The 23,590-nt window shown below is 40.6% G+C and carries 25 protein-coding genes; 24 read left to right on the top strand and 1 reads right to left on the bottom strand.

Going from position 1 to position 23,590, the window contains the following annotated elements; translation table 11 throughout:
* Positions 1-629 precede the first annotated feature (629 nt).
* From CBM15_RS02545 to CBM15_RS02440, 22 genes are all read left to right on the top strand, one after another.
* Positions 630-1,703, top strand: a complete 1,074-nt coding sequence (locus CBM15_RS02545; protein ID WP_338057538.1) for an ATP-dependent helicase ComFA — start codon at positions 630-632, stop codon at positions 1,701-1,703.
* Positions 1,696-2,301, top strand: coding sequence for a ComF family protein (locus CBM15_RS02540; RefSeq protein WP_087615609.1), 606 nt, complete (start codon positions 1,696-1,698; stop codon positions 2,299-2,301). The genes CBM15_RS02545 and CBM15_RS02540 overlap by 8 nt, the downstream gene beginning before the upstream one ends.
* A gap of 61 nt (positions 2,302-2,362) precedes the next feature.
* Positions 2,363-2,773 (top strand): TIGR03826 family flagellar region protein, encoded by a 411-nt coding sequence (locus tag CBM15_RS02535; protein ID WP_087615608.1) that lies wholly within the window; start codon positions 2,363-2,365, stop codon positions 2,771-2,773.
* A gap of 169 nt (positions 2,774-2,942) precedes the next feature.
* Positions 2,943-3,203, top strand: a complete 261-nt coding sequence (gene flgM / locus CBM15_RS02530) for a flagellar biosynthesis anti-sigma factor FlgM (RefSeq protein WP_087615607.1) — start codon at positions 2,943-2,945, stop codon at positions 3,201-3,203.
* 36 nt (positions 3,204-3,239) lie between these two features.
* Complete coding sequence (locus tag CBM15_RS02525) at positions 3,240-3,743, top strand: flagellar protein FlgN (RefSeq protein WP_087615606.1); 504 nt, start codon at positions 3,240-3,242, stop codon at positions 3,741-3,743.
* Positions 3,744-3,843: 100 nt separating this feature from the next.
* Positions 3,844-5,430, top strand: coding sequence for a flagellar hook-associated protein FlgK (gene flgK / locus CBM15_RS02520; protein ID WP_087615605.1), 1,587 nt, complete (start codon positions 3,844-3,846; stop codon positions 5,428-5,430).
* A gap of 13 nt (positions 5,431-5,443) precedes the next feature.
* Complete coding sequence (flgL, locus tag CBM15_RS02515) at positions 5,444-6,319, top strand: flagellar hook-associated protein FlgL (RefSeq protein WP_087615604.1); 876 nt, start codon at positions 5,444-5,446, stop codon at positions 6,317-6,319.
* A gap of 54 nt (positions 6,320-6,373) precedes the next feature.
* The gene (locus CBM15_RS02510) at positions 6,374-6,928 is read left to right on the top strand and encodes a DUF6470 family protein (protein WP_087615603.1); all 555 of its coding nucleotides are present in this window, start codon (positions 6,374-6,376) and stop codon (positions 6,926-6,928) included.
* Between the two features lie 11 nt (positions 6,929-6,939).
* The gene (gene fliW / locus CBM15_RS02505) at positions 6,940-7,374 is read left to right on the top strand and encodes a flagellar assembly protein FliW (RefSeq protein WP_087615602.1); all 435 of its coding nucleotides are present in this window, start codon (positions 6,940-6,942) and stop codon (positions 7,372-7,374) included.
* A gap of 4 nt (positions 7,375-7,378) precedes the next feature.
* The gene (csrA, locus tag CBM15_RS02500) at positions 7,379-7,591 is read left to right on the top strand and encodes a carbon storage regulator CsrA (protein ID WP_087615601.1); all 213 of its coding nucleotides are present in this window, start codon (positions 7,379-7,381) and stop codon (positions 7,589-7,591) included.
* A gap of 182 nt (positions 7,592-7,773) precedes the next feature.
* Positions 7,774-9,285 carry a flagellin N-terminal helical domain-containing protein gene (locus CBM15_RS02495; RefSeq protein ID WP_087615600.1) on the top strand — a complete coding sequence of 504 codons (1,512 nt, stop codon included), beginning with the start codon at positions 7,774-7,776 and terminating at the stop codon, positions 9,283-9,285.
* Positions 9,286-9,610: 325 nt separating this feature from the next.
* Complete coding sequence (locus tag CBM15_RS02490) at positions 9,611-9,850, top strand: hypothetical protein (RefSeq protein WP_087615599.1); 240 nt, start codon at positions 9,611-9,613, stop codon at positions 9,848-9,850.
* Between the two features lie 103 nt (positions 9,851-9,953).
* The gene (locus CBM15_RS02485; protein WP_239534735.1) at positions 9,954-10,325 is read left to right on the top strand and encodes a flagellar protein FlaG; all 372 of its coding nucleotides are present in this window, start codon (positions 9,954-9,956) and stop codon (positions 10,323-10,325) included.
* 26 nt (positions 10,326-10,351) lie between these two features.
* Positions 10,352-12,418 (top strand): flagellar filament capping protein FliD, encoded by a 2,067-nt coding sequence (gene fliD, locus CBM15_RS02480; RefSeq protein ID WP_087615598.1) that lies wholly within the window; start codon positions 10,352-10,354, stop codon positions 12,416-12,418.
* Between the two features lie 18 nt (positions 12,419-12,436).
* Positions 12,437-12,796, top strand: coding sequence for a flagellar protein FliT (gene fliT, locus CBM15_RS02475; RefSeq protein WP_087615597.1), 360 nt, complete (start codon positions 12,437-12,439; stop codon positions 12,794-12,796).
* A 44-nt stretch (positions 12,797-12,840) separates the two neighbouring features.
* The gene (gene fliS / locus CBM15_RS02470) at positions 12,841-13,248 is read left to right on the top strand and encodes a flagellar export chaperone FliS (protein WP_087615596.1); all 408 of its coding nucleotides are present in this window, start codon (positions 12,841-12,843) and stop codon (positions 13,246-13,248) included.
* Between the two features lie 643 nt (positions 13,249-13,891).
* On the top strand, positions 13,892-14,434 hold the full coding sequence (locus tag CBM15_RS02465; RefSeq protein ID WP_087615595.1) for a competence protein ComK: 543 nt from the start codon (positions 13,892-13,894) through the stop codon (positions 14,432-14,434).
* Positions 14,435-14,672: 238 nt separating this feature from the next.
* On the top strand, positions 14,673-15,050 hold the full coding sequence (locus CBM15_RS02460) for a PilZ domain-containing protein (protein WP_087615594.1): 378 nt from the start codon (positions 14,673-14,675) through the stop codon (positions 15,048-15,050).
* A 158-nt stretch (positions 15,051-15,208) separates the two neighbouring features.
* Positions 15,209-15,766: a ribosome hibernation-promoting factor, HPF/YfiA family gene (gene hpf, locus CBM15_RS02455; RefSeq protein WP_008407321.1), complete on the top strand. Its 558-nt coding sequence runs from the start codon at positions 15,209-15,211 to the stop codon at positions 15,764-15,766.
* Between the two features lie 153 nt (positions 15,767-15,919).
* Entirely contained in the window at positions 15,920-18,430 is a 2,511-nt protein-coding gene (gene secA / locus CBM15_RS02450) for a preprotein translocase subunit SecA (protein ID WP_087615593.1), read from the top strand.
* A gap of 271 nt (positions 18,431-18,701) precedes the next feature.
* Positions 18,702-19,806 (top strand): peptide chain release factor 2 gene (prfB, locus tag CBM15_RS02445; RefSeq protein ID WP_140405549.1). Its coding sequence is split into 2 segments (ribosomal slippage): positions 18,702-18,773 and positions 18,775-19,806, totalling 1,104 coding nucleotides; the frame shifts between segments, so codons are not numbered across the junction.
* Between the two features lie 163 nt (positions 19,807-19,969).
* Positions 19,970-20,323, top strand: coding sequence for a YhjD family protein (locus tag CBM15_RS02440; RefSeq protein WP_008407316.1), 354 nt, complete (start codon positions 19,970-19,972; stop codon positions 20,321-20,323).
* 5 nt (positions 20,324-20,328) lie between these two features.
* Here the strand turns inward: CBM15_RS02440 and CBM15_RS02435 are convergent, their stop codons facing one another.
* Positions 20,329-20,820, bottom strand: a complete 492-nt coding sequence (locus CBM15_RS02435; protein WP_087615592.1) for a competence protein ComK — start codon at positions 20,818-20,820, stop codon at positions 20,329-20,331.
* A 187-nt stretch (positions 20,821-21,007) separates the two neighbouring features.
* Between CBM15_RS02435 and CBM15_RS02430 the strand changes: the two genes are divergently transcribed.
* Together CBM15_RS02430 and uvrB are read left to right on the top strand one after the other, a co-directional pair.
* Positions 21,008-21,247, top strand: a complete 240-nt coding sequence (locus tag CBM15_RS02430) for an IDEAL domain-containing protein (RefSeq protein WP_008407312.1) — start codon at positions 21,008-21,010, stop codon at positions 21,245-21,247.
* 360 nt (positions 21,248-21,607) lie between these two features.
* The gene (gene uvrB, locus CBM15_RS02425; protein ID WP_087615591.1) at positions 21,608-23,590 is read left to right on the top strand and encodes an excinuclease ABC subunit UvrB; all 1,983 of its coding nucleotides are present in this window, start codon (positions 21,608-21,610) and stop codon (positions 23,588-23,590) included.

The following is a 23,590-nucleotide window of genomic DNA, read 5'->3' as shown; positions in this document are numbered from 1 at the left end:
CTGGAAAGTAGAACGTGGGCCGTGAAAAGTAGAAAGTCACAGGGCGAAAGTGGAACGTGAGCCCCTGAAAGTAGAAAATTCTGAGCTGAAAGTGGAACGCCTGCCCCTGAAAGTAGAATATGAAGAGGGAAATGTAGAACCTATAGTATCAAAAGTAGAATAGTCCGAGGTACTTCATTAACACAAATAATTTCAAAGATTAGCAACAACTTCTAAAAATAAAACTAAATAAAGGAGCGAAAATTATGTTAACAATAACCTCAATAAACAAACGTTATCGACTTCACAAACCCTTCGTCTCAAACGACTCCGATATACTTAATTATCCAACCCACACCCGATACACCGGACTCATCCCCGAACCGGCAATCGTAAATTTCTTCACTGGCCGAATCTGGTCGCGCCGTCATACACCATTTTCCCAGGAAAAAATCGACACCTACATCAACCGCGGATATTTTGAAACCACCCCAGCTGTTATTACAGAACCCAAGCTTACTTGCCGGCGTTGTCTAAATGAACAACCATATAAATTTGTTTCCTTTCCCTGTGCGAAGTGTCAAAAAATCTGTCACTATTGCCGGCACTGTATTACGATGGGGCGAATGTGCAGCTGTGATGAGCTAATTTTGTGGAAAGGAACGAAAACCCGGAAATCAAAATCGCCAGTTCAATTTGCATGGACGGGCAACCTTACCTCTCATCAGCAAAAAGCGGCGGATGAACTCGCCCAAAGTATTGCACAAAACAGAAATCACCTTTTGGAAGCAGTTTGTGGTGCTGGTAAAACAGAGATTCTATTTGCTGCAATATACGAATTACTGAAAATAGGTAAAAGAGTTTGTGTGGCAACGCCTAGAACGGATGTAGTCCTGGAATTGTACCCTCGTTTTCAGCAGGTGTTCCAAAAGATTACGATCCATGCACTATACGGAGGCGCGGAAAATAACGCCGAGTTTGCGCAGCTTGTTCTGGCGACGACGCATCAGTTATATCGGTTTGAAAATGCATTTGATGTCATGATTGTCGATGAAGCGGATGCCTTCCCGTACACCTATGACGAAGCGTTGCAGCGTGCGGTCATGAAAGCAAAAAAAGCGGATGCCCCGATTGCATTTGTAACAGCTACTCCTTCAAACAAACTGCTCCTTCAGCAAAGGAAAGAAAACTGGGGCTACTCTTTTATCGCAAGAAGATTCCATGGCTATCCCTTACCGGTTCCTAGGTTCCAGTCACTATGGAATTACGAAAAAGCATTTCAAAAAAATAAAATCCCTCTTAAACTAAAAGCTTGGTTTGAACAAAGGCTCCGGCAGAACGAGCCATTCCTCATCTTCTTCCCAACAATTGAATTAATGGAACAAGCAACTCCCGTGTTTCAAAAAATAGAATCTACCATTGAAAGTGTCCATTCCGAAGATCCTAATCGAAAAGAGAAAGTCCTGCAATTGCGCAATGAACACCGAAAAGGTTTATTGACAACGACTATATTGGAGCGCGGAATCACAATTAAAAATGTCCAAGTTGCCGTAGTCGGAGCGGAAAATCCAGTCTTCACATCCAGTGCTCTCATCCAAATAAGCGGAAGAGTAGGACGTAATGTGCAGTATCCTACAGGGGATATTGTGTTTTTCCACCATGGCATCACGATAGAAATGGACCGGGCACGCAATAAAATATTGGAGATGAACCGTTATGAATAAGCCGATCCTGAATTGCCTCTTATGTGACCGTGAGCTCCAGCAAAGCATTGGCTGGAAAGAACTGCTGTTAAAAACACTACCTCAGACAATTTGCCCCCGCTGTGAACAACGCTTTCAACGAATCGAGCAGCAACAGGAAGAAGGTATCGTGTCTTTATTCCACTATAATGAAGCGATGAAAGATTACTTGCACCGCTATAAGTTCCTTCACGACATACTCCTTGCAAAAGTATTCAATAAAATCCTCCATGAACAGCTCAAAAATGAAACCCGTGTCATTATCCCCATTCCAATGCATCCCGAAAACTTGCGACTAAGAACGTTTGCTCATATCGATGAATTGCTAAAGGCGGCGAATATCCCGTTTACCCATCATTTAACAAAGCTTTCGAATGAGCAGCAATCACTTAAAACACGGGAAGAGCGGCTGCAAACCCCACAACTTTTTGAAGTCATCAATCCTTATGCAATAAAAGATAAAAATTTACTTGTAGTGGACGATATTTATACTACAGGGACAACATTAAACCATGCGAAAAAGGCACTGGTCGAAGCTGGTGCGAAAACAGTGGACGGATTCACATTAATCCATGGGTAAAATTATAGTACCTATTAGTTAATTAAGATGATTAAGTTTAAACGAATGAGGAGGGCTCAAAATGGCTGAATTAAGAAATTGCCCGTCATGTAACAGTTTTTTTAACTACACTGGTATGAGGGAAGTTTGCCATAACTGTGCACAAAAAGAAGAGGATCAATATCAGGAAGTATATCGTTTTCTGCGTAAGCGTGAAAACCGTGCGGCGAATGTCGACCGAATTGTAGAGGCGACAAGCGTTGAGCGGGACTTGCTTTATAAATGGGTACGAAAAGGGCGTCTGCACCCGGCGATGTTTCCGAACCTTGGCTACCCGTGTGACAACTGTGGACGTTTGACAACTACAGGGAAGCTCTGTGAAAAATGCCAAAATGAATTAAAATCAGAATTACGTACATTGGAAGCAGCACAGGAATTCCGTGATGAGATGAATCGTCAAAATCGTGCAACTTATCACTCTGAAAAAAAATAAATTCGTAAAACGAAGTCGTTTGAATAGGACTTCGTTTTTATTTTTCGTAAAATGAGCATAATAAAATACTACATAAGTCCAGTTTTTTGCGATAAAGCTTAAACAATCGGCCAAAGCAGTCGAAATATACTTTAGACGAAGCTTTTAATTTGAGAGGAGGTCTATAAAGATGAAGATTAATCCAATCGGTTTGCAGGCAGTCAATCCTTACAACAAACAGGCACGCGCTGTAAAGAGTGCAGAAACTCAAAAAACATTTGCGGACCACATCGAAATTTCAACAAAAGCGAAAGAGATGCAGGCAAATTCGACCTATGCAAATGAGCGTGCAGAACGTGTGAAAAAGATTAAGGAAGATATTGATTCTGGAAACTACAAAGTAGACGCAAAGCAGGTTGCTGAAGACATGCTGAAATTCTACCGCGGCTAATAACACAAATTTTGCAAGCAAGGGAGCGCTAAATACATGTCAATTGCCACGATTGTCGTCACGCTGGAGAAGCTAGAGAAAATGCATAAAAGTCTGCTGGAGCTAGCGCTTGCGAAAACGGAATACATTAAGCAAGGTGATATGGAAAAGTTGGATCAGCTCATCAAAAATGAGCAGGCACATGTAGCGGCAATTAACACACTTGAACAACAGCGTCAGGCGATGGTAACGGATTACCTCCGAGCAAAAGGAATTGCTCTCACTGACACACCGTCTGTTGCCGATGTGATAACAGCCGCTGAAAACAGCGAATCCACAGAAAAATTGGTCAGCGTGCGCGAACGATTAATCGCCTTGTTGAATCAATTAAAGATGCAAAACGATTTGAATCAAAAATTAGTCATGAACTCACTGCAGTTTATTAACATTACATTGGATGCAATGCGTCCACAACGTACGGAACAGTTCAATTATTCCGGTGCGGAAGTGCGCGGAAACGCTGAGGTAACGAAACGTTCATTCAATGAATTTAAAGCCTAATCGCATGTAAGCTTCCGCATGCTGCGGGGGCGATACATGCGTTTTTCATGGGGAAATATCGGAATTTAGATATAAACACACTTAAAAGGGAGGTCCTACAATGCGTTCAACATTTATGGGACTTGAAGCAAGCAAGCGCGGTCTGTTCACACAGCAATCAGCGCTTTACACAACAGGACATAATATTTCAAATGCCAATACACTCGGCTATTCTCGTCAACGCGTCAATATGGAAACAACACCGGGATTCCCAAGTCCGGGTTTAAATACAGGTAAAACAGCGGGACATATCGGAACAGGGGTACAGGCGCATTCTGTGCAGCGTATCCGCGATAGTTTTGTTGACCAGCAATATAGACAGGAAACGCATAAACTTGGTTACTGGCAGACAAGATCTCATTCTATCAGTCAACTAGAAGATGTATTGAATGAACCATCTGACTATGGGTTGGCAGAATCATTAAATGAGTTATGGAATTCCCTGCAGGATTTAAATGTCCGTCCGGAAAACGGAGGAACACGTGCAGTTGTTGTACAGCGTGGGATTGCGGTTGCGGATTCTTTCCACTACATGTATAACTCCATTAAAAAAATCCAGGACAATGCTGGTGCGGAAATTGGCATTGAATTAAGAGATGCGAACTCGATTTTGAAGCAGATTGGCGATTTGAACGCACAAATCCAGGCAATCGAACCGAATGGATACATGCCGAACGATTTATATGATGCACGAGATAATTTACTGGACGAGCTGGCGACTCACTTCCCGATTGAAGTAAAGCGCTCGGAAAAAGGTTCAGGCGGAAATTCTTTGGCTATCGCTGAAGGACCGATTACTGTGTCACTTGTGTTAAAAGACGGATCGAAGATGAAGTTAGTAGACGGGAAAGATTATGCACAGTTCCGTACGGATGGAGCAGATGATGGTGTCACACCGGTCGGCAATATGACTGGAATTTCCCTTGTGAAACTGGACAGTGACGGAAAAGATACGGCACTTCCGGCTGATTGGTCGCAAACAGGGACTACTGTTGATATCAACAACTTTAGCGATTCAGGGAAATTTAAATCGTTAGTCAATTCTTATGGTTACACAAATAATAATAATGAGACAACTGGGCTCTTCCCGGAAATGATTAATAAATTGAATGACATGGCCAAGGCTTTTGCTGAAAAGTTCAATGAAATCCACAAAAGCGGAACGGATTTAGAGGGCAACCAAGGAGTGGACTTCTTTGTTTCCAAAGATCCAAACGCGACTGGAATTACAGCTGAAAACATCTATGTTTCCGATACTATAATAAAAGACCCGAACAAAATTGCGGCTTCAGATTCGGCTATCGGCACTGCAGAGGCAGGGAACGGGAAAAACGCTCTTGCTCTTGCAAATATGAAATTTGAAGCATTAGAAGATTTAGATAATCTTAGTGTCCAAACTTATTTCGAAGGACTAATTGGCCAATTGGGTGTAGATGGTCAGCAGGCAGCGCGCCTTGAATATAATGCAGGAACACTACAGCAGGCGGTAAAAGAACGCCGCGACTCGGTAAGTTCTGTATCAATCGATGAAGAAATGACAAATATGATTACATTCCAACAGGCCTACAATGCCAATGCCCGCATGATTACTGTAATCGATGAAACGCTCGACAAAATCATTAACGGCATGGGACGCGCCGGATTATAGGAGGTAGACGAAAATGCGTGTAACACAATCTATGCTTTCAAACAATATGCTGCGTAATTTATCAAACAGCTATGCAGCAATGGGAAAACTTCAGGAGCAAGTAAACACTGGTAAAAAGGTGAACCGTCCGTCAGATGATCCTGTGACAGCAATGAAAGGTATCAACTACCGCGCCGAACTGAACAATGTGGAGCAATTTGCCCGCAATATCGGTGAAGCGCACAACTGGCTCGATACGACGGACGACACCTACGACAAAATCGGTTCTGCTCTGCAACGGGCTAATGAGCTTATGGTAAATGCTTCCTCAGGGACAACGACAGAAGACGACCGCAAAAAAATCGACAGTGAGCTTCAGCAATTAAGAGAGCATGTCCAGAACCTAGCGAACACAAAAATTGGAGACCGCTATATTTTCAGCGGTACAAAAACAACGACTGCACCCTTTGATGGTGAAAAGTATGTGGAAGATGAAGCGTTTAATAAGACGATTGAAATTGAAGTGTTCAGCGGGATTATGATGCCGATCAACAGTACACCGATCGATATGTTCAAGGATATCGACGCAATGTTCGAGGAAATCAACACAGCGATTCAAAGCGATACACCTGCTAGTGAACTCTCGAAACATATCTCAACAATCGACAAAAACATGAACAAGCTCCTTGAAACAAGGGCCGGAATCGGTGCGCGTCAAAACCGGGTGGAATTAATGGATACAAGACTCCAGTCACAGGAAGTCATCGCAACAAAGCGCATGTCGGAAAATGAAGACATCGACTATGAAAAAACGATTACGCAAATGATTACACAGGAATCGATTCACCGCGCTGCCTTATCGGTAGGGGCCCGAATCATTCAACCGACTTTAACAGATTTTCTAAGATAATGAAAAGCGTTTGGACAACTTGTGCCAAGCGCTTTCTTTAAAGGGAGGGACAAGATGAATATCCCGCAGATCCAGCTACAGACAACAAGAGGACAAATTGCTCTGACAACGCAAAAGCCGGTTCAGCAAATCGAGCAACCAAAAGCCGATTTGGACCTTCAGCAGCCAAAAGCCGAAATGTCGATCCATACAACGAAGTCGGAGCTATCTATTGATTCGGTTGAAATGCGCGAAAGTCTTGATTTAAGAAGCTCGGCTAGCCGAGCTGCAGAAGTTGCTCAGTACAGTGCGCAAACCGCAATGGAAGGACTGGCAAGACGGTCACAAGAAGGCGGCGAGCTCATGAAAATCGAAAACGGTGGCAACCCGCTTGTAGAACAGGCAAAAAGAACAGGAAGACAGCCGTACTCCAGCCTAGGGATCAAGTTCATTCCACAGGCGGATAGCGTAAAAATAAACTTCACGCCCGGCTCCGTCGATATTCAAGCCGAACCACAAAAGGTCATCAATAATACGAAAACAAACAAGCCAATCCATAACTATACACCCGGGAAAGTAAATGTGGATATACAGCAACACCCATCACTGAAAATCGATTGGCTTATTTAAAGGAGAATACGATGAAAATTACAACTGCTTATTTAGGCGAGGTTGAAATCAATCCCTCTGAAATCATTCAATTTGAGCATGGACTACCTGGTTTTGAAGAAGAAAAGGAATTTATTCAGCTGCCATTGTCAGAGGAAAGCGTGTTTCAAGTACTGCAGTCCTTAAACACTCAAGGCTTGGCATTTATTATTACAACGCCGTACACAACCGTAGCAGATTACAGCATTGAACTTGACGAATCTGTCACTAAAGCGCTGGATATTAAAAGCAATAAAGAGGTCGCGGTTTTTGCCATTGTCTCACTCAAGGAAACGCTGGAAGCCTCAACGGTGAACTTGAAGGCACCGATTATTTTGAATATGGAAAACAAAAAAGCAAAGCAGATCATTCTGCAAGAAGACTACGCCATCCGCCATCGTCTGGCGGTAGGAAATAAGGAGGGGTGAGCACATGCTGGTACTAACACGGAAGGTAGGCGAAACAATCTGGATTGATGAAGAGATTGAAATTGTCATCACGGAAGTCAAGGGCGACCAAGTGAAGGTAGGCATCCGGGCACCACGTCATGTGGACATCATCCGAGGCGAGCTGAGAAAGGATATTTCGGATTCCAATACAGAAGCGGTAGTTAAAGATTTATCACTGTTTGATAAGCTAAAATAGCACTGTTAACTTAGTTGATAAATAGTTTATAAAAATTAATAAAAACTATTAAACAAAAAAAAATATGTCCGATATTACTAGTGTTAGCAAGAGAAGCACGACCGGCCGGCTAACTTCTCTTCTACATAAAACATCATTTGCCCACAAGGACGTGGGTCAAACATTCCAGGGAGGAAATTATAATGAGAATTAATCACAACATTGCGGCACTTAACACACACCGTCAATTAAACGCTGCTTCAACACAGCAATCAAAATCAATGGAGAAATTATCTTCAGGTATGCGTATTAACAAAGCTGGAGATGACGCTGCTGGTTTAGCAATCTCTGAAAAAATGCGTGGACAAATCCGCGGTTTAGATATGGCTTCTAAAAACGCTCAAGATGGTATCTCAATGATTCAAACTGCTGAAGGTGCATTGAATGAAACACATGATATCCTACAACGTATGCGTGAATTAGCAGTACAAGCTGGTAACGATACAAATACTGACTCTGACCGTGGTGAAATTCAAAAAGAAATTAATCAATTAACATCAGAAATTAACCGTATCGGTAACACTACTGAGTTTAATACAAAGAAATTATTAAATGGCGGTAAGGAAGATCTTGCAACTACAACAGTAACTGCTGGAGTAACAGAAGTTACAGGAGTAACAGCAGTTACTGAAGTAAAAGGTGAATACACATTAGATCTTACAGGTATTACCGGAGGAAATGTAGTTATTGATGGAGAAACTATTACATCTACTGCTAATTTAGCAGATACAGAGGCAGCTATTAAAGCAAACACAAACCTAGCTAATAAGTATGATTTTTCTGGTACAGGAGCTACGTTTAAATTAACACAAAAAACTGGTAATGATACAGGTGCAACAGTAGATACAACTGGTGCAACTGGAGTTACTGGTACTGGTTTTACAGAAGATACTGCGGGGGTAACAGGAGTAACAGGAGTAACAGCAGTAGCAGCAGTAGCTGGTAAATTCTCTTTTGATTTAGATATTTCAAAATTGTCAGATGGCCAAAAGTTAACAATTGGTGATGACGAATACGAATTCAAGGCAGATGGTTCGGGTGATTTTAAAGACTTTGCAGAATTACAAACAGCAATTGGTGCAGATGGCAAATATACAGCAGCTCAAACTGATAATACAATTACTTTAACACAAGCTACGGGAACTGAATCAGATGCTGCAGCACCTCAAGTAGCTGTAAAAACAGGTGACAACTTTACTGCTAATCTACAAATTGGCGCTAACGAAAGTCAATCAATGGGCATTACTATTAACGATATGAGAGCAAGTGCTCTTAAAATTACAGGTACAGGTGATGGATTTACATCAACTAAAGATGTAAGTAATGGTACTGACTCAACTGGTACAGAATCAGGTCTAGATGTTTCAAGCGCTGCAAATGCTGCAAAAGCTATTACAACTATTCAATCTGCTATTGATACAGTATCAGCTGAGCGTTCTAAACTTGGTGCAAACCAAAACCGTTTAGAGCACACAATCAACAACTTAAATACATCTTCTGAAAACTTAACTGCTGCGGAATCTCGTATCCGTGATGTAGATATGGCAAAAGAGATGATGGAGCAAACTAAAAACTCTATCCTTTCTCAAGCTGCGCAAGCAATGTTAGCTCAAGCTAACCAACAACCACAAGGCGTATTACAATTATTACGTTAAGTTTAATAGTAAGAAAGACTCTAGCCATGCTAGGGTCTTTTTTACATTTAGAGGAGATAATTAGATTGTTCTAGTGAACATATATATAGATTTTATAACTAATTCAAAATCTTCTTGAAATACTATTACCTTAGCTTCTGTTTAATCTTACTTTTTCCAACTCAATTTTATTAAAGTATACATAGCAATGAAGTATGCGCGTTTTTTTCATTTGGAAATTAAATAATTGAATATTTTGCTTGATATAATAAGAGAGAAATAATCTGTTCCCTGTCTCTACGTAAAGTAGATAATGTATAGTAATCAAAATTTGAAGGAGAATTTTATGAATAACGAAGAAGAACTTGCATTTTTGGAAGCCCAGTTGCAGTGGGTAAAACAGCGTGACGCACTGCTTGAACAAGTAGAAAGTAATTTATATGAAATGAAGCATATAGCAGAACAAGTGGCATCGAATCACAAATCAATATCTGCAAATGAAAAGCGTAGATTAAATGAAAGGTTTACGCATTTAAAAATTAAGGTGACCGAGTTAGAAAATCAGCTGCATACTTCCTATAATTAGCGAAATACTGTCAATTTATTTCATCATATAATAAATGAATATAAAAAAATCGAAAATGGAGCCGATAAAAAACATAACAAGCGATGTTAACGGAGGGGTATAAATGCGAATTGATTCAACTAGTATTTCAATGCCGAACACAATCCAGCAGTCGACAGACGTACAATCTGCTCGATCTGTTCAAACTGCGCAAGCAGAAAATATTGTCATCCAGGAAAATCAAAGTGAAACAGGCACTGAAGGACCAGTAGTCAAAGAAAAGCTGGAGCAGGCAATTGACTCAATAAATGAGTTTTTTACGATTAATAACAGCGAACTGAAATTTGTCTTGCATGAAGGATTGGGCAAATATTTTGCTCAGCTAGTGAATGCGGAAACAGAAGAAGTGATTCGTGAAATACCGTCGAAAAAAATGCTGGATGTTTTTTATGAAATGCAAAAGCTCGTAGGAATGATAGTTGATAAAAAAATCTAATGTGTAAGTAGTTTGGAGGAGATTGTATGGCAGCAATGCGAATTGGCGGTTTAGCGTCAGGCATGGATATAGATACGCTCGTGGAAAAATTGATGGTGGCTGAGCGCATGCCGATGGACAAGCTCGAGCAACAGAAGCAGATTTATGAATGGCAGCGTGATGCCTACCGCGATGTCAATAAAAAAATGACAACATTGGATAATTACATTGCCGATAATTTTATTTTAAAAAGCTTAAATACGAAAACAGCGACAAGTTCAAATTCGGATTTAGTATCTGCTGTAGCGACTGGAACGGCTTCGGGTTCACTTACGATTGAGGGTGTCTCGCAATTAGCGAAAGCTGCGCGAGGAATTGGGGAACAAGTGAATGCCACAAGTAGTACGAAGCTGAGTTCGCTATTTGAGAGTGGAAAAATGCCAAAAATGTTCACATTAAATGCGATTGATACGCAAGGGAAATTAGGCGAAGCAGTATCAATTGGAATCGATGAAAACACTACTGTAGGAGAATTGATTACGAAAATTAATGGTAGTAACGCAGGGGTTTCAGCGATATTTGAAAATGGGCGTTTATCGCTAACTGCTAAGAACACTGGTAAGGAAGTTAATGGCGGTGCAGCGATGACGACAGATGAAAATGGATCGGAACTCTTTGCAAAACTAGGGCTTTCAAAAGTAGTGACGGAAGCTGGACAGAATGCAATGTTCCAGGTAAACGGCATTGCAACAGAGCGTACGACAAATGCCTTTTCGATAAATGGTTATAACATCACATTGAAATCTATATTCAATGAGGGAGCAACGCTCACGAAAGCAGCTCAGGATTCATTAGACTTTACTAAAAAAAGGCTTGATAGCACTCTGAAAACCCTTGCTTCGACATATAATGTTACTTTAGACGAAAGCGGGACGCTAGAAGAACAAATCAGCATTGTTAGAACGAAAATCGAGAGTAAAATAAGTGAGCATGGAAAAAGCGTAGAAAACGCTACAGAGCTACTTACAGAAGCTAATAAACTATTAGTAGATGGAAAAACGGCTGAAGAAGTATACAAGCCATTATCAAAAGAAGCCAAGGCAATACTGGATACAGATATGGGTTATAGTGAATTGTCTGATGATCAAAAAGCGATGTTTACATCAACATTAACTGAGGATGATTTTAATGCTTTAAAAGAAGTTCATACACATACAGCGGTACTGGAAGCTGCAAGCGTTAAATTGAAGAATGCTGAAGCGGCAAAAACTTCTCTTGATACAAGTGAAACAAATTATAAAACTGCAGAGAAAACAGTAGAAGATTTAAAGAATACACCACCTACTACAACTGTAACAACTGGCGCTGTAACAATGACATCATCCGTAAATGTAGACGAAATCATCAACAAAGTAAAGGAATTCGTTGCAACCTACAACGGGTTTATCAAAGATTTAACCGATCAGACAAAACAAGCGAAATACCGTGACTTTAAGCCATTAACAGCGCTGCAAAAGAAAGAGATGGAAACAAAAGAAATTGAGCAGTGGGAAGAACGAGCAAAAAGCGGTTTATTGAAAAGCGATTCAATTCTTACAAGTGGCCTATCTTCATTACGTGGATTGGTTTATCAAACAAATCATGCGGTCACAAACCAAAAGTACAATGCCTTATTTACAATCGGGATTGGGACTTCAAAAGACTACAATAGTGGCGGGACGCTTGAAATTGATGAAACGAAATTGCGTAAAGCGTTGGAGGAGGATCCGGATGCAGTTGTACAATTGCTTACAATGAGCGGAGAGAAATCCGCAACTGTGACAAAAGCAGACGGGACAACTGTACAAAGCGATACACGGGGCTTCATGCGCAAAATTCGTGATGAGATGGATGCAATGGAGAAGAAAATCGATGAACGTGCAGGCCGTGGTTCGATGGCAGATACGCAATACACTTTAGGCAAATATTTGCGTAATGTAAACCAGAGTTTGGACGCTTGGCAGGATAAATTGACAGCTATAGAAAGTCGCTACTGGAAGCAATTCGGTGCGATGGAATCGATGATTAACAAGGCGAACAGTCAATCGGCTTCATTGATGAGTCAGTATTACTAAAAGAGCGGAGGCGAAAACATGGCGGTAGAACAACAATTACTTCAAGTTTCCGCAAAGCTTTTTAAGCAACTCGGGGAAGTGGCGCAAACAGAAGACCGTGAGACTCTTTTAAAAACGGTTGAAGAGCTGCTGGAAGAGCGTGGCCAGCTCATTGCCTCCCTTCAGCGGGAAAATATTCAGCTTTCCAAAACGAATCCGCAGCATGCGCTGTTACAAGAGCTCGACAAAGGAATCCAGGAACGGCTTGCATCAATCATGGGCGAAATCAGACAAGATATGAAAAATGTCCAGACAGCAAAGAAGAGCGAAGTGCAGTATAATAACCCGTATGCGTCGGTTCGTGTGATGGACGGGAAGTATTACGATCAGAAGAAATAACAACGTGCCGGTATGCGCGTTTTAACTATAGAGGAGTGTGTATAATGACAGTTCAAACAGCAGCTGCTTTTAATGCATATAAACAAAACAGTGTGACAACAGCGTCACCGGGTGAGCTTACATTGATGCTTTATAATGGCTGCCTGAAATTTTTAACGAGAGCCAAAAAAGCGATTGAAGAAAAGAATATCGAAGAAAAAAACACGAATATCCAGAAGGCACAGGCCATTATTTCGGAGCTGATGTCGACTTTAAATGCGGAGCTTGAAGTATCGAAGCAAATGATTCCACTATACGACTATATGAACCGTCGTTTAATGGAAGCCAACATTAATAACGATTCTACGATTATCGTAGAAGTCGAAGGCCTAGTTACTGAATTCCGCGATACATGGAAAGAAGTTATCAAAATTACACGTCAGCAGCAATATGGTACAGCTGGACAAGTTTAAAATATAGAAGCCGCTGTGAGAAGGACGCATCTTTTCACAACGGCTTTTTCATATATACCCTTTCTCTCAAATTTCGACTTCTTTATTTATAAAATTTAAAATAGTCAAAATAGTATTGATTATATTGTACTATTTTGTATAATGTAAATAATTAGCAATTCGAACTTAGATATATTCACTACAAAATAAACGTATATAATCAATAGACCTACATTAATTTATAAACATCCACGACCATTAGCATCAACAAATTAATATTCGCCTTTTAGTAAATAGAAAACGGTAATATTAAACCCCAAGATGCCACTACATCCCATGAATTCGAAAATTTCATCCGTTTTCCCAAAATACATAATCAATCGGTTAGTCATCTATAGCAAACTTTTATCACAATTCTGTTCCACTGCGATATTGTTTTTGGCTGGAAAAATTCCATTACTTTAATTCATCGAAGAAAGCGGTTACCATGCCAGGTTAACCGATAAAGGGGGTGAGTGAGTATGTGAAATGGCAATATAAAAACCCCAAGTGAGCATCCTCCAAAGATATCACCTGAGGTTTGGAAGCCGGAGTATACCGACATATAGTTAGTATACTCCTTTTTACTAAAAATGATAACTATAAATTGGAAGGAGTATGGATAATGTACAGAATTTCCTTGTATGATGCCTGTGTATTAAAGCCTGAATTTGATCAATTCAATAATCTTTATACGCTTATAATCACTCCGAATGGCCATAAAAGAGTCCCTTTCACACCGATGCAATTGCTAGATAGCGAGCTGAAAGAACATGGGTCCAGCCTAAAAGGTGCAAAGGAAGCAGCAAAAGCGGTTCTTAGCTCCAAATCTGTTAACCCGATCATGATTCCGAGATTTCCCCTTATTCATATTTGGTTCCCAACAGAGGCAATGCGAAATGTTGAAAATTGTATGTACTTTTCATTGCATCACGTCGAAAAAATCGTGCCGTATCTGGAAAATTGTACAATCGTCGTTTTAACGAACTATGAAAGAATTGAAGTGCCTGTATCATACAGTAAACTGTATAAACAATGGATTAAGGCTAAAGATTACTGCTCGACTGCCTTATTAAAACAATTTTACAGGGACCCTTTATATTCAAAAGCCGAAACACAAATTATGTTAAAATGTGCAGAAATAAATGAACAATATGTAATCAATTAACAAGCATAGAGTTTTACGCAACGGAGCATCCCAATGTGTAAAACTCTTTTTGTTTCGCATTTTTTTATCGATTCCACATTCTTTTATTGCAATGGGGGAAAATTCAGGTTCATTAGTCATGAGTTTGAAGTCACAAATTCTCCTTAAAATAGCAATTAAGCACATAGACATTTAATCGTGTATTGCATCATAATGTGGGTATATAAATTGTAGCACTGAATGGCTAGGGGGAACAGTTATGGCGTTTAAACGCACAGAAGGATTTCGCTTTACTTTTGGGATCCCAATCGAAGCAAATTTCACTGAATTGATCAATGGAAAACAGGAACAATTAGAAGTAGTAAAATACCCGTGTGAAATCATCGATGTGAGCCCGCATGGCATGAAAATGTTTTCTTCTCGGGAAATTGGTGAAAATAATAATAACCTGATGCAGTTGGAACTGGAATTCATTTTAGACGAGGTATTGATTAAGGCCATTGGAGACATCGTATGGAAGAAAAAGTACGGCGATAAGTTTCAATATGGTTTGATCTTCGAAAATCAGCCCGGTATTGAAGAACTAATCGTCAGTGAATTGAAAGTACGTCGCAGAAAAGAAGTCGGACGTAAGTAAATTGGTTGGTTACCATTGAATTTTATAACGATGCGGTGTCTTTCTAATCAATATGTAGGACAACTTGTCGAAATTTGAAAAAAGTTTCAAGTCGTAACAGGATTTTATTGATGTATGTAGAATTAGATAAGTAGAGCAGTAATGAAGGAGGAGTTCACATGCTAAAGTTTAACATTCGTGGTGAAAATATTGAGGTAACTCCAGCGATTCGTGATTACGTGGAGAACAAAATTGAAAAGGTAGAACGCTATTTCAATGAAGATCTAAACGCGAACGCTAACGTCAATTTGAAGGTTTATAATGATAAACAAACAAAAGTAGAAGTGACGATTCCGATGAAAAATTTAACACTGCGTGCAGAAGAGCGTCATAATGACATGTATGCGGCAGTTGACTTAATTGTCGACAAGCTAGAGCGCCAAATTCGTAAACATAAAACTAAAGTTAATCGTAAATTCCGTGATCGCGAAGGTACAGGTGTTTACTTCGCCAATGTGACATCCCAAATGGAAGCGAACGCAGAATCTTCAGAAGATGAATATACAATCGTTCGTACGAAGCAATTTGATCTGAAACCGATGGATCAGGAAGAAGCCGTTTTACAAATGAACATGCTTGGCCATGATTTCTACATTTTCACAGATGCAGAAACAGATGGCACGAACATCGTTTACAAACGTAAAGACGGTAAATACGGTTTAATCGAAACAAACTAAATGATTGGCTGCAAGCGGATTGCCTGATATGGGCAGTCCGTTTTTTCTTGAAGCGTTCCTAAATTTCCCACATTGCAACAGTCCATTTGCGCCACCGGTATATATAATGCTAAAATATACTTTGAGACTATTTATTGGGAAGTGACCAATTCGATGGCAAACATATTAAATAAATTATTTGATTTCAATAAAAAAGAAGTAAAGCGTTTAGAAAAGATTGCAGATAAAGTAGAAGCATTGGCTGGACAGTTTGAAAGCCTTTCTGATGATGCATTAAAAGCGAAAACAGAAGAATTTAAAAACCGTTTCCAAAATGGTGAAACAGTGGACTCATTATTGCCTGAAGCATTTGCTACAATTCGTGAAGCTTCTCGCCGTGTTCTTGGCATGTTCCCGTTCCGCGTTCAGATTATGGGGGCGGCTGCATTAAATGAAGGAAATATCGCGGAGATGAAAACCGGTGAAGGTAAAACGTTAACGTCGACAATGTCCGTTTATTTAAATGCGCTTACTGGTAAAGGTGTTCATGTCGTGACGGTCAACGAATATTTAGCAAGCCGTGACGCGACTGAAATGGGAGAGTTATATAATTGGTTAGGCTTAACGGTCGGTCTGAACCTGAATAGCCTGTCTAAAGATGAGAAGCGCGAAGCTTATGCTGCGGATATTACATATTCGACGAACAATGAGCTTGGTTTCGACTATTTACGTGACAACATGGTGCTTTACAAAGAAGACCGTGTACAGCGTCCGCTTTATTATGCGGTAATCGATGAGGTTGACTCGATTTTAATCGATGAGGCGCGTACACCGTTAATCATTTCCGGACAAGCAGGGAAATCAGCACAGCTTTATGTACAGTCAAATGCATTTGCCCGTATGTTAAAGCAGGATGAAGACTACAACTATGAAGAATCAACAAAAGGCGTAACGCTGACGGAGCAAGGGATCGAGAAGGCGGAGCGTGCATTTGGGATCGACAACTTATTCGATTTAACACATGTCCGCTTAAACCATGCAATCAACCAAAGCTTAAAAGCACATGCATCCATGCATAAAGATGTCGACTATGTTGTGCAGGATGGGGAAGTTGTAATCGTTGACGGCTTTACTGGTCGTCTAATGAAAGGTCGTCGCTATTCGGATGGTTTACACCAGGCGATTGAAGCGAAAGAAGGTCTCGAGATTCAAAATGAATCGATGACAATGGCGACCGTTACATTCCAAAACTATTTCCGTATGTACGAGAAACTGTCTGGTATGACAGGTACAGCGAAAACAGAGGAAGAGGAATTCCGCAACATCTACAATATGCAGGTAGTAGCGATTCCTACGAACAAGCCGATTGCGCGTGATGACCGTCCTGACCTTATTTTCGCAACGATGGAAGGTAAGTTCAAAGCGGTTGCAGAAGATATTGCAGAGCGTCACCGTATAGGTCAACCGGTACTGGTTGGTACGGTTGCAATCGAAACATCGGAAATTATTTCAAAATATTTAACGAAATTTAAAATTCCGCATAACGTGTTAAATGCGAAAAACCATGAGCGTGAAGCGGAAATTATTTTAAATGCCGGTCAAAAAGGTGCGGTTACAATCGCGACGAACATGGCTGGTCGTGGTACGGACATTAAACCGGGTGAAGGTGTACTTGAAGTTGGCGGTTTAGCGGTAATTGGTACGGAACGTCATGAATCACGCCGTATCGATAATCAGCTTCGTGGTCGTTCTGGTCGTCAAGGGAACCCGGGGGTAACGCAATTCTATCTTTCTTTAGAGGATGAGTTAATGCGTCGATTCGGTTCAGATAAAATGAAGTCAATGATGACAAGACTTGGTATGGACGATACACAGCCAATCCAATCAGGTATGGTATCAAAAGCGGTAGAATCAGCACAAAAACGTGTTGAAGGGAATAACTTCGATGCACGTAAACGTCTATTACAATACGATGATGTACTTCGTCAGCAACGTGAAGTGATTTATAAAGAGCGTGAAGAAGTATTGGATTCGGAAAATATGCGTGCGTTAGTGGAGTCAATGATTTCTCAGGCAATCGAAAATCAAGTGGCCCTTCATACACAAGGCGAGAAGGAAAACTGGACACTGGATGCACTTGAAGACTATATCGCAGCAAACCTTTTAGATGAGGGCGATATTACGAAAGAGCAACTGGAAAATAAATCTCCTGAAGAAATGATTGCGTTCATCTCTGAAAAAGTGACAGCGCGCTATGATGAAAAAGAAGAAGCGATGACACCGGAGCGTATGCGTGAATTTGAAAAGGTTATTTTACTTCGTTCAATCGACTCGAAATGGATTGACCATATTGATGCAATGGACCAGTTACGTCAAGGGATTCACTTACGAGCTTACGGTCAAAACGATCCATTACGCGAATACCAGCAAGAAGGTTTCGCAATGTTCGAAGACATGGTTGCAGCAGTACGTGAAGATGTGGCGAAGTACGCATTAAAAGCGGAAATCCGTAGCAACCTGCAACGTGAAGAAGTAGCAAAAGGCCAAGCTGTTAACCCGAAAGAAGAAGGCGCAGCAAAACCGAAAAAACTACCAACACGCAAAGCCGAAAACATCGGACGCAACGACCCATGCCCATGCGGAAGCGGCAAAAAATACAAATCATGCCACGGCGTAGGCCAATAAAAGCAATAAAAACCGAGGTCATTGAAACTATGCTCAATGACCCGGTTTGTTTTTTACTAAATTATATTTATTAAATAGTGTTGTAAGTGAATACTTGGTGTTTAGTGTGAAACTAGTTGATTGGAGTGGAGGGCGAGGACTCCTGCGGGAACAGCACGACGCTCGAGACTACAGGCTCGAGCCGTGCCCGCGGAAAGCATTCGCCCGGAACGGAAAACAACGGGATACACAAGCCTTTACTTTATCACCCAACTACGGAGGAAAATATATGATGGAATTAGCAGATGTGCGCAATGCACTCGAAAATACAGCTACAAAACTAGCGGACTTCAGGGGGTCTCTTTGACTTAGAAAACAAAGAGGCACGAATCCAGGAACTAGATGAACTTATGCTTGAACCCGAGTTTTGGAATGACCAGAACGGTGCACAGGCAATTATTAACGAAAGCAACGGCATTAAAGCAGTTGTCAATGAATTTAATGAGTTAGTCGATACACAGGAAAATCTCGAAATGACGCTTGAACTGTTACGCGAAGAACCAGACGAAGAATTGCAGGAAGAACTAGGCAAAGAACTAGCCGAATTCCAAACAAAAATGGAAGAATTCGAACTGCAAATGCTGCTATCAGAACCATACGATAAAAACAACGCCATTTTGGAACTACATCCAGGTGCAGGTGGTACAGAGTCACAGGACTGGGGCTCGATGCTATTACGTATGTACACACGCTGGGCAGAGAAGCGCGGCTTTAAAGTAACGACAATCGACTATTTGCCAGGTGATGAAGCAGGTATCAAATCGGTTACACTTCAAATTTCGGGCCATAATGCGTACGGCTATTTAAAAGCGGAAAAAGGGGTTCACCGTCTAGTGCGTATTTCACCGTTCGATTCATCAGGCCGCCGTCATACATCGTTCGTATCATGTGATGTTATGCCAGAGTTCAATGACGAAATCGAAATCGATATACGAACTGAAGATTTAAAAGTCGATACGTATCGCGCAACTGGTGCCGGTGGTCAGCATATTAACACGACAGACTCAGCTGTACGTATTACCCATCTTCCAACAGGTGTCGTTGTACAATGTCAGTCAGAACGTTCACAAATTAAAAACCGTGATGCGGCAATGAAAATGCTGAAATCAAAGCTGTATCAGCTGGAAATTGAAAAGCAGCAGGCACAGCTGGATGAAATTCGCGGTGAGCAAAAAGAAATCGGCTGGGGCTCGCAAATTCGTTCATATGTGTTCCATCCGTATTCAATGGTAAAAGATCACCGTACAAGCGCCGAAACAGGAAATGTAGGCGCTGTAATGGACGGCGATCTCGACATTTTCATTACGGCTTATTTACGATCAAAAATCTCATATTAATACCTAATACCTTTCACATCCAATAAAATAAAACCGTGCCTTAGTAAGGCACGGTTTTTTTAGTGAAATTTAAGCTAGGTATTCATTTTCCACTTGTCAAATATAAAAAAATATGTGAAAATACATATACGAACAAACGTTCTTATTAATTGGAGGTATTCGTATGCTGCAAATTCCTTCTAAAACGATTCCGTATTATGAGGCAGGGATTTATTTGCCGTTGCTGTTAATTATTCTTGGGAAGGATTACTCAATAGTGGAGCAAAGTCCGTTCAAATTTAAAAATCCCTATTTGCAATTAATCGATGCTGTACGTATCAAAATAGAGCATGACTTAAAAGAAACGAAGGACTATTTTAAACTTCATCAGATGCGCTTAGTGAGAGGCAAAACGGATGATTTGTTTACCGAGTATCATTTTTACTTTGGGGGAGTCATGGAGTGTAGAAGATATTCGAATATTCGCCTTCGTAATCAAAGTGAGTTACTTCTTGCTGAATATTTTAAAAAAAACTGATGCTCTTATAAGATACTATTGCGCTGTAAAAGCAGATATTTATAGTACATAGCAGCGCGTACATATTGCTGGTTGAATGATTTCATATTGATGTCCAGACTAATTTCAGTATTATCCACAAAAGTTACGAGCGTTTTATCCCCGTCTTCACTAATATTAATAATAGGATTCAAGGATATCCAAATATTTTGAGATGAATACGGCGAAAACAGCGGGAATAAAATGCACGGGTCCCCGAAATCATAGGCTACCATGATCGGCAATTTATGTTTATTCTCTCCGAAAAATCCCCTCGCCTGATATTTGCTAGCATCATAGGAACTTCCATGCAGACGACATGTATCGCGAATAATTTTTAGAGGCTTATACGGAGAGGTAGATTTGCCGTACTTGTCCAATATAGTAGTGTGAATTTTATCTCGATGCTGATAGGACGTCAAACAAAAGGTGGAATTAGAAATAATGTAATTGGAATTTCGTGTTAAATTACTGATCATTTTGCATCCCCTATCTTTCCTACTTTTTTAATCGCTTAAATTTTCACTATACATCTAAACTACTGCATAAAGTGCTAAAAATCAACATTATATTTAGAAAATTCTGTCATATGATAATTTTTCAGAATATATTGCAAATTGTATGATTTTTAACTTATAATGGGTAAAAGAGGTCGAGGTGATATCGATGGATAAATATTATTCGTATACAGACTTTTTAAAAGCGGTTAGTCAGCAGTCCACTGAACATCATGCAGAGAAGCTATTGAATGAAATTTATTTAGATTTATTTATTAGTCGGTTGCAGCGGATGCAACGTATTGAACAATTAAAGTTACTTATCGATACATCGTTAGATCAAAAGAACGAACAAGCATTTTACAGCTATACTACAGAGTTAAAAGAGTTATTGGAAACTGTTTCGTAAAAGCCACCCTATTCCAGGTGGTTTTTTTTATGGGCAAAATCGGGGCTCTGGTTGTTTTCTAATATATGATGGAAAGATTCTAATAAAATAAAAATAGTTCTAATAAATTGGTTATTTTCTAATAAAAAGGATAATTATTCTAATAAGTGCTCGGGATTTTCAAATAACCGGCTCAAATCTTCAAATAAGTCACCGTACTTTTCTAATATCCACCACAAAATTTCTAATAAAACAAACAACGCGCATCTAAAACGCTATCGCCACACTAAATTCGAATGTACGTTCGCAATTTTATCGTAAATTAAAAACGGGTATGTTAAAATAGAAGATACCATAAGTGACAGAAAGGACAATCTAAATATGACAGAAACTTTTACAATAAAGTCCGCCTATCAGCCTGCCGGGGATCAGCCGGAAGCGATTAAACAGCTCGTACAGGGAGTTAAAGAAGGCAAGCGTCACCAGACATTACTTGGGGCGACAGGTACGGGTAAAACATTTACGATTTCCAATGTAATTAAAGAAGTGAATAAGCCGACGCTTGTGATGGCACACAATAAAACACTGGCCGGCCAATTATATAGTGAGTTTAAAGAATTTTTTCCCGACAATGCGGTTGAATATTTCGTCAGCTACTATGACTATTTCCAGCCGGAAGCGTATGTACCGCAAACCGATACGTACATTGAAAAGGATTCAAGTATTAATGAAGAAATCGATAAATTGCGCCACTCGGCAACGACGGCTTTGTTTGAACGGAAAGACGTCATTATTATCGCGTCCGTTTCATGTATTTACGGTCTCGGTAATCCGGAAGAATATCGTGAAATGGTCGTTTCCATTCGAACAGGGATGGAAATCGAGCGCAATCAGCTCTTGCGGAAACTAGTGGACATTCAATATGAACGAAATGATATCAACTTTACACGCGGTACGTTCCGAGTGCGCGGGGATGTTGTCGAAATTTTCCCGGCATCACGCGATGAACACTGTATCCGAATCGAGTTTTTCGGAGATGAAGTTGATCGGATTCGGGAAGTGGATGCATTGACGGGCGAAATTTTAGGAGATCGTCAGCACGTAGCCATTTTCCCGGCATCCCACTTCGTTACCCGCGAAGAGAAAATGAAAATTGCCATTGAAAATATCGAAAAAGAGTTGGAGGAGCGTCTTGCTGCCCTGCGTTCGGAAGACCGTTTACTGGAAGCGCAGCGCCTGGAGCAACGGACAAATTACGATTTGGAAATGATGAAGGAAATGGGCTTCTGCTCAGGTATCGAAAACTATTCGCGCCATTTAACATTGCGTGAAGCAGGGGCGACGCCGTATACATTACTTGATTACTTCCCGGAAGACTTTTTGCTTGTCGTTGATGAAAGCCATGTTACATTACCGCAAGTACGTGGTATGTATAATGGAGACCAGGCTCGTAAAGGAGTATTGGTCGAGCATGGATTCCGTCTGCCGTCCGCACTCGATAACCGTCCGCTCATGTTTGACGAGTTTCAGTCGAAAGTGAGCCAGGCAATTTATGTATCGGCAACACCAGGTCCATACGAACTAGAGCATACACCGGACATGGTGGAACAGATTATTCGTCCGACAGGGCTGCTTGATCCGACGATTGATATCCGTCCGATTGAAGGGCAAATTGATGATCTGATCGATGAAATTCATGAGCGAATCCGTCGTAATGAACGGACACTCGTCACGACATTGACGAAGAAAATGTCCGAAGATTTGTCGAGCTATTTAAAAGAAATGGGCTTGAAAGTCGAATACTTGCACTCGGAAATCAAAACTCTGGAACGGATCGAAATTATCCGGGAACTTCGTAAAGGGACGTATGATGTGCTGATCGGTATTAACTTATTAAGGGAAGGTCTTGATATTCCCGAAGTATCTCTTGTCGCAATTTTGGATGCGGACAAGGAAGGGTTCCTCCGTTCGGAACGTTCGCTTATTCAAACTATCGGACGTGCTGCGCGTAACTCGAACGGTCATGTCATTATGTATGCCAATAATATGACGGATTCAATGACAAAGGCGATCAGTGAAACAAAGCGCCGTCGTGAGACCCAAATGGCTTACAATGAAGAACATGGTATTACACCGAAAACAATCATTAAAAAAATTCCTGATATTATCCGCGCCACACAAGCTGCGGAACAGGAAGAAACATATATTACAAAAGTGACAGGCGGTAAAAAGCTGACGAAAAAAGAGCTGGAGAAGTTTGTTGCAACATTGCAAGTTGAAATGAAAGAAGCCGCAAAAGCGCTGGACTTTGAACGCGCGGCTGAATTACGTGACATGATATTTGAATTGAAAGCAGAAGGGTGA

The organism is Solibacillus kalamii, assembly GCF_002174535.1.
GTDB lineage: Bacteria > Bacillota > Bacilli > Bacillales_A > Planococcaceae > Solibacillus > Solibacillus silvestris.
The sequence above is the reverse complement of the archived record's forward strand: the minus strand, read 5'-3'. Positions and strand labels throughout refer to the sequence as shown.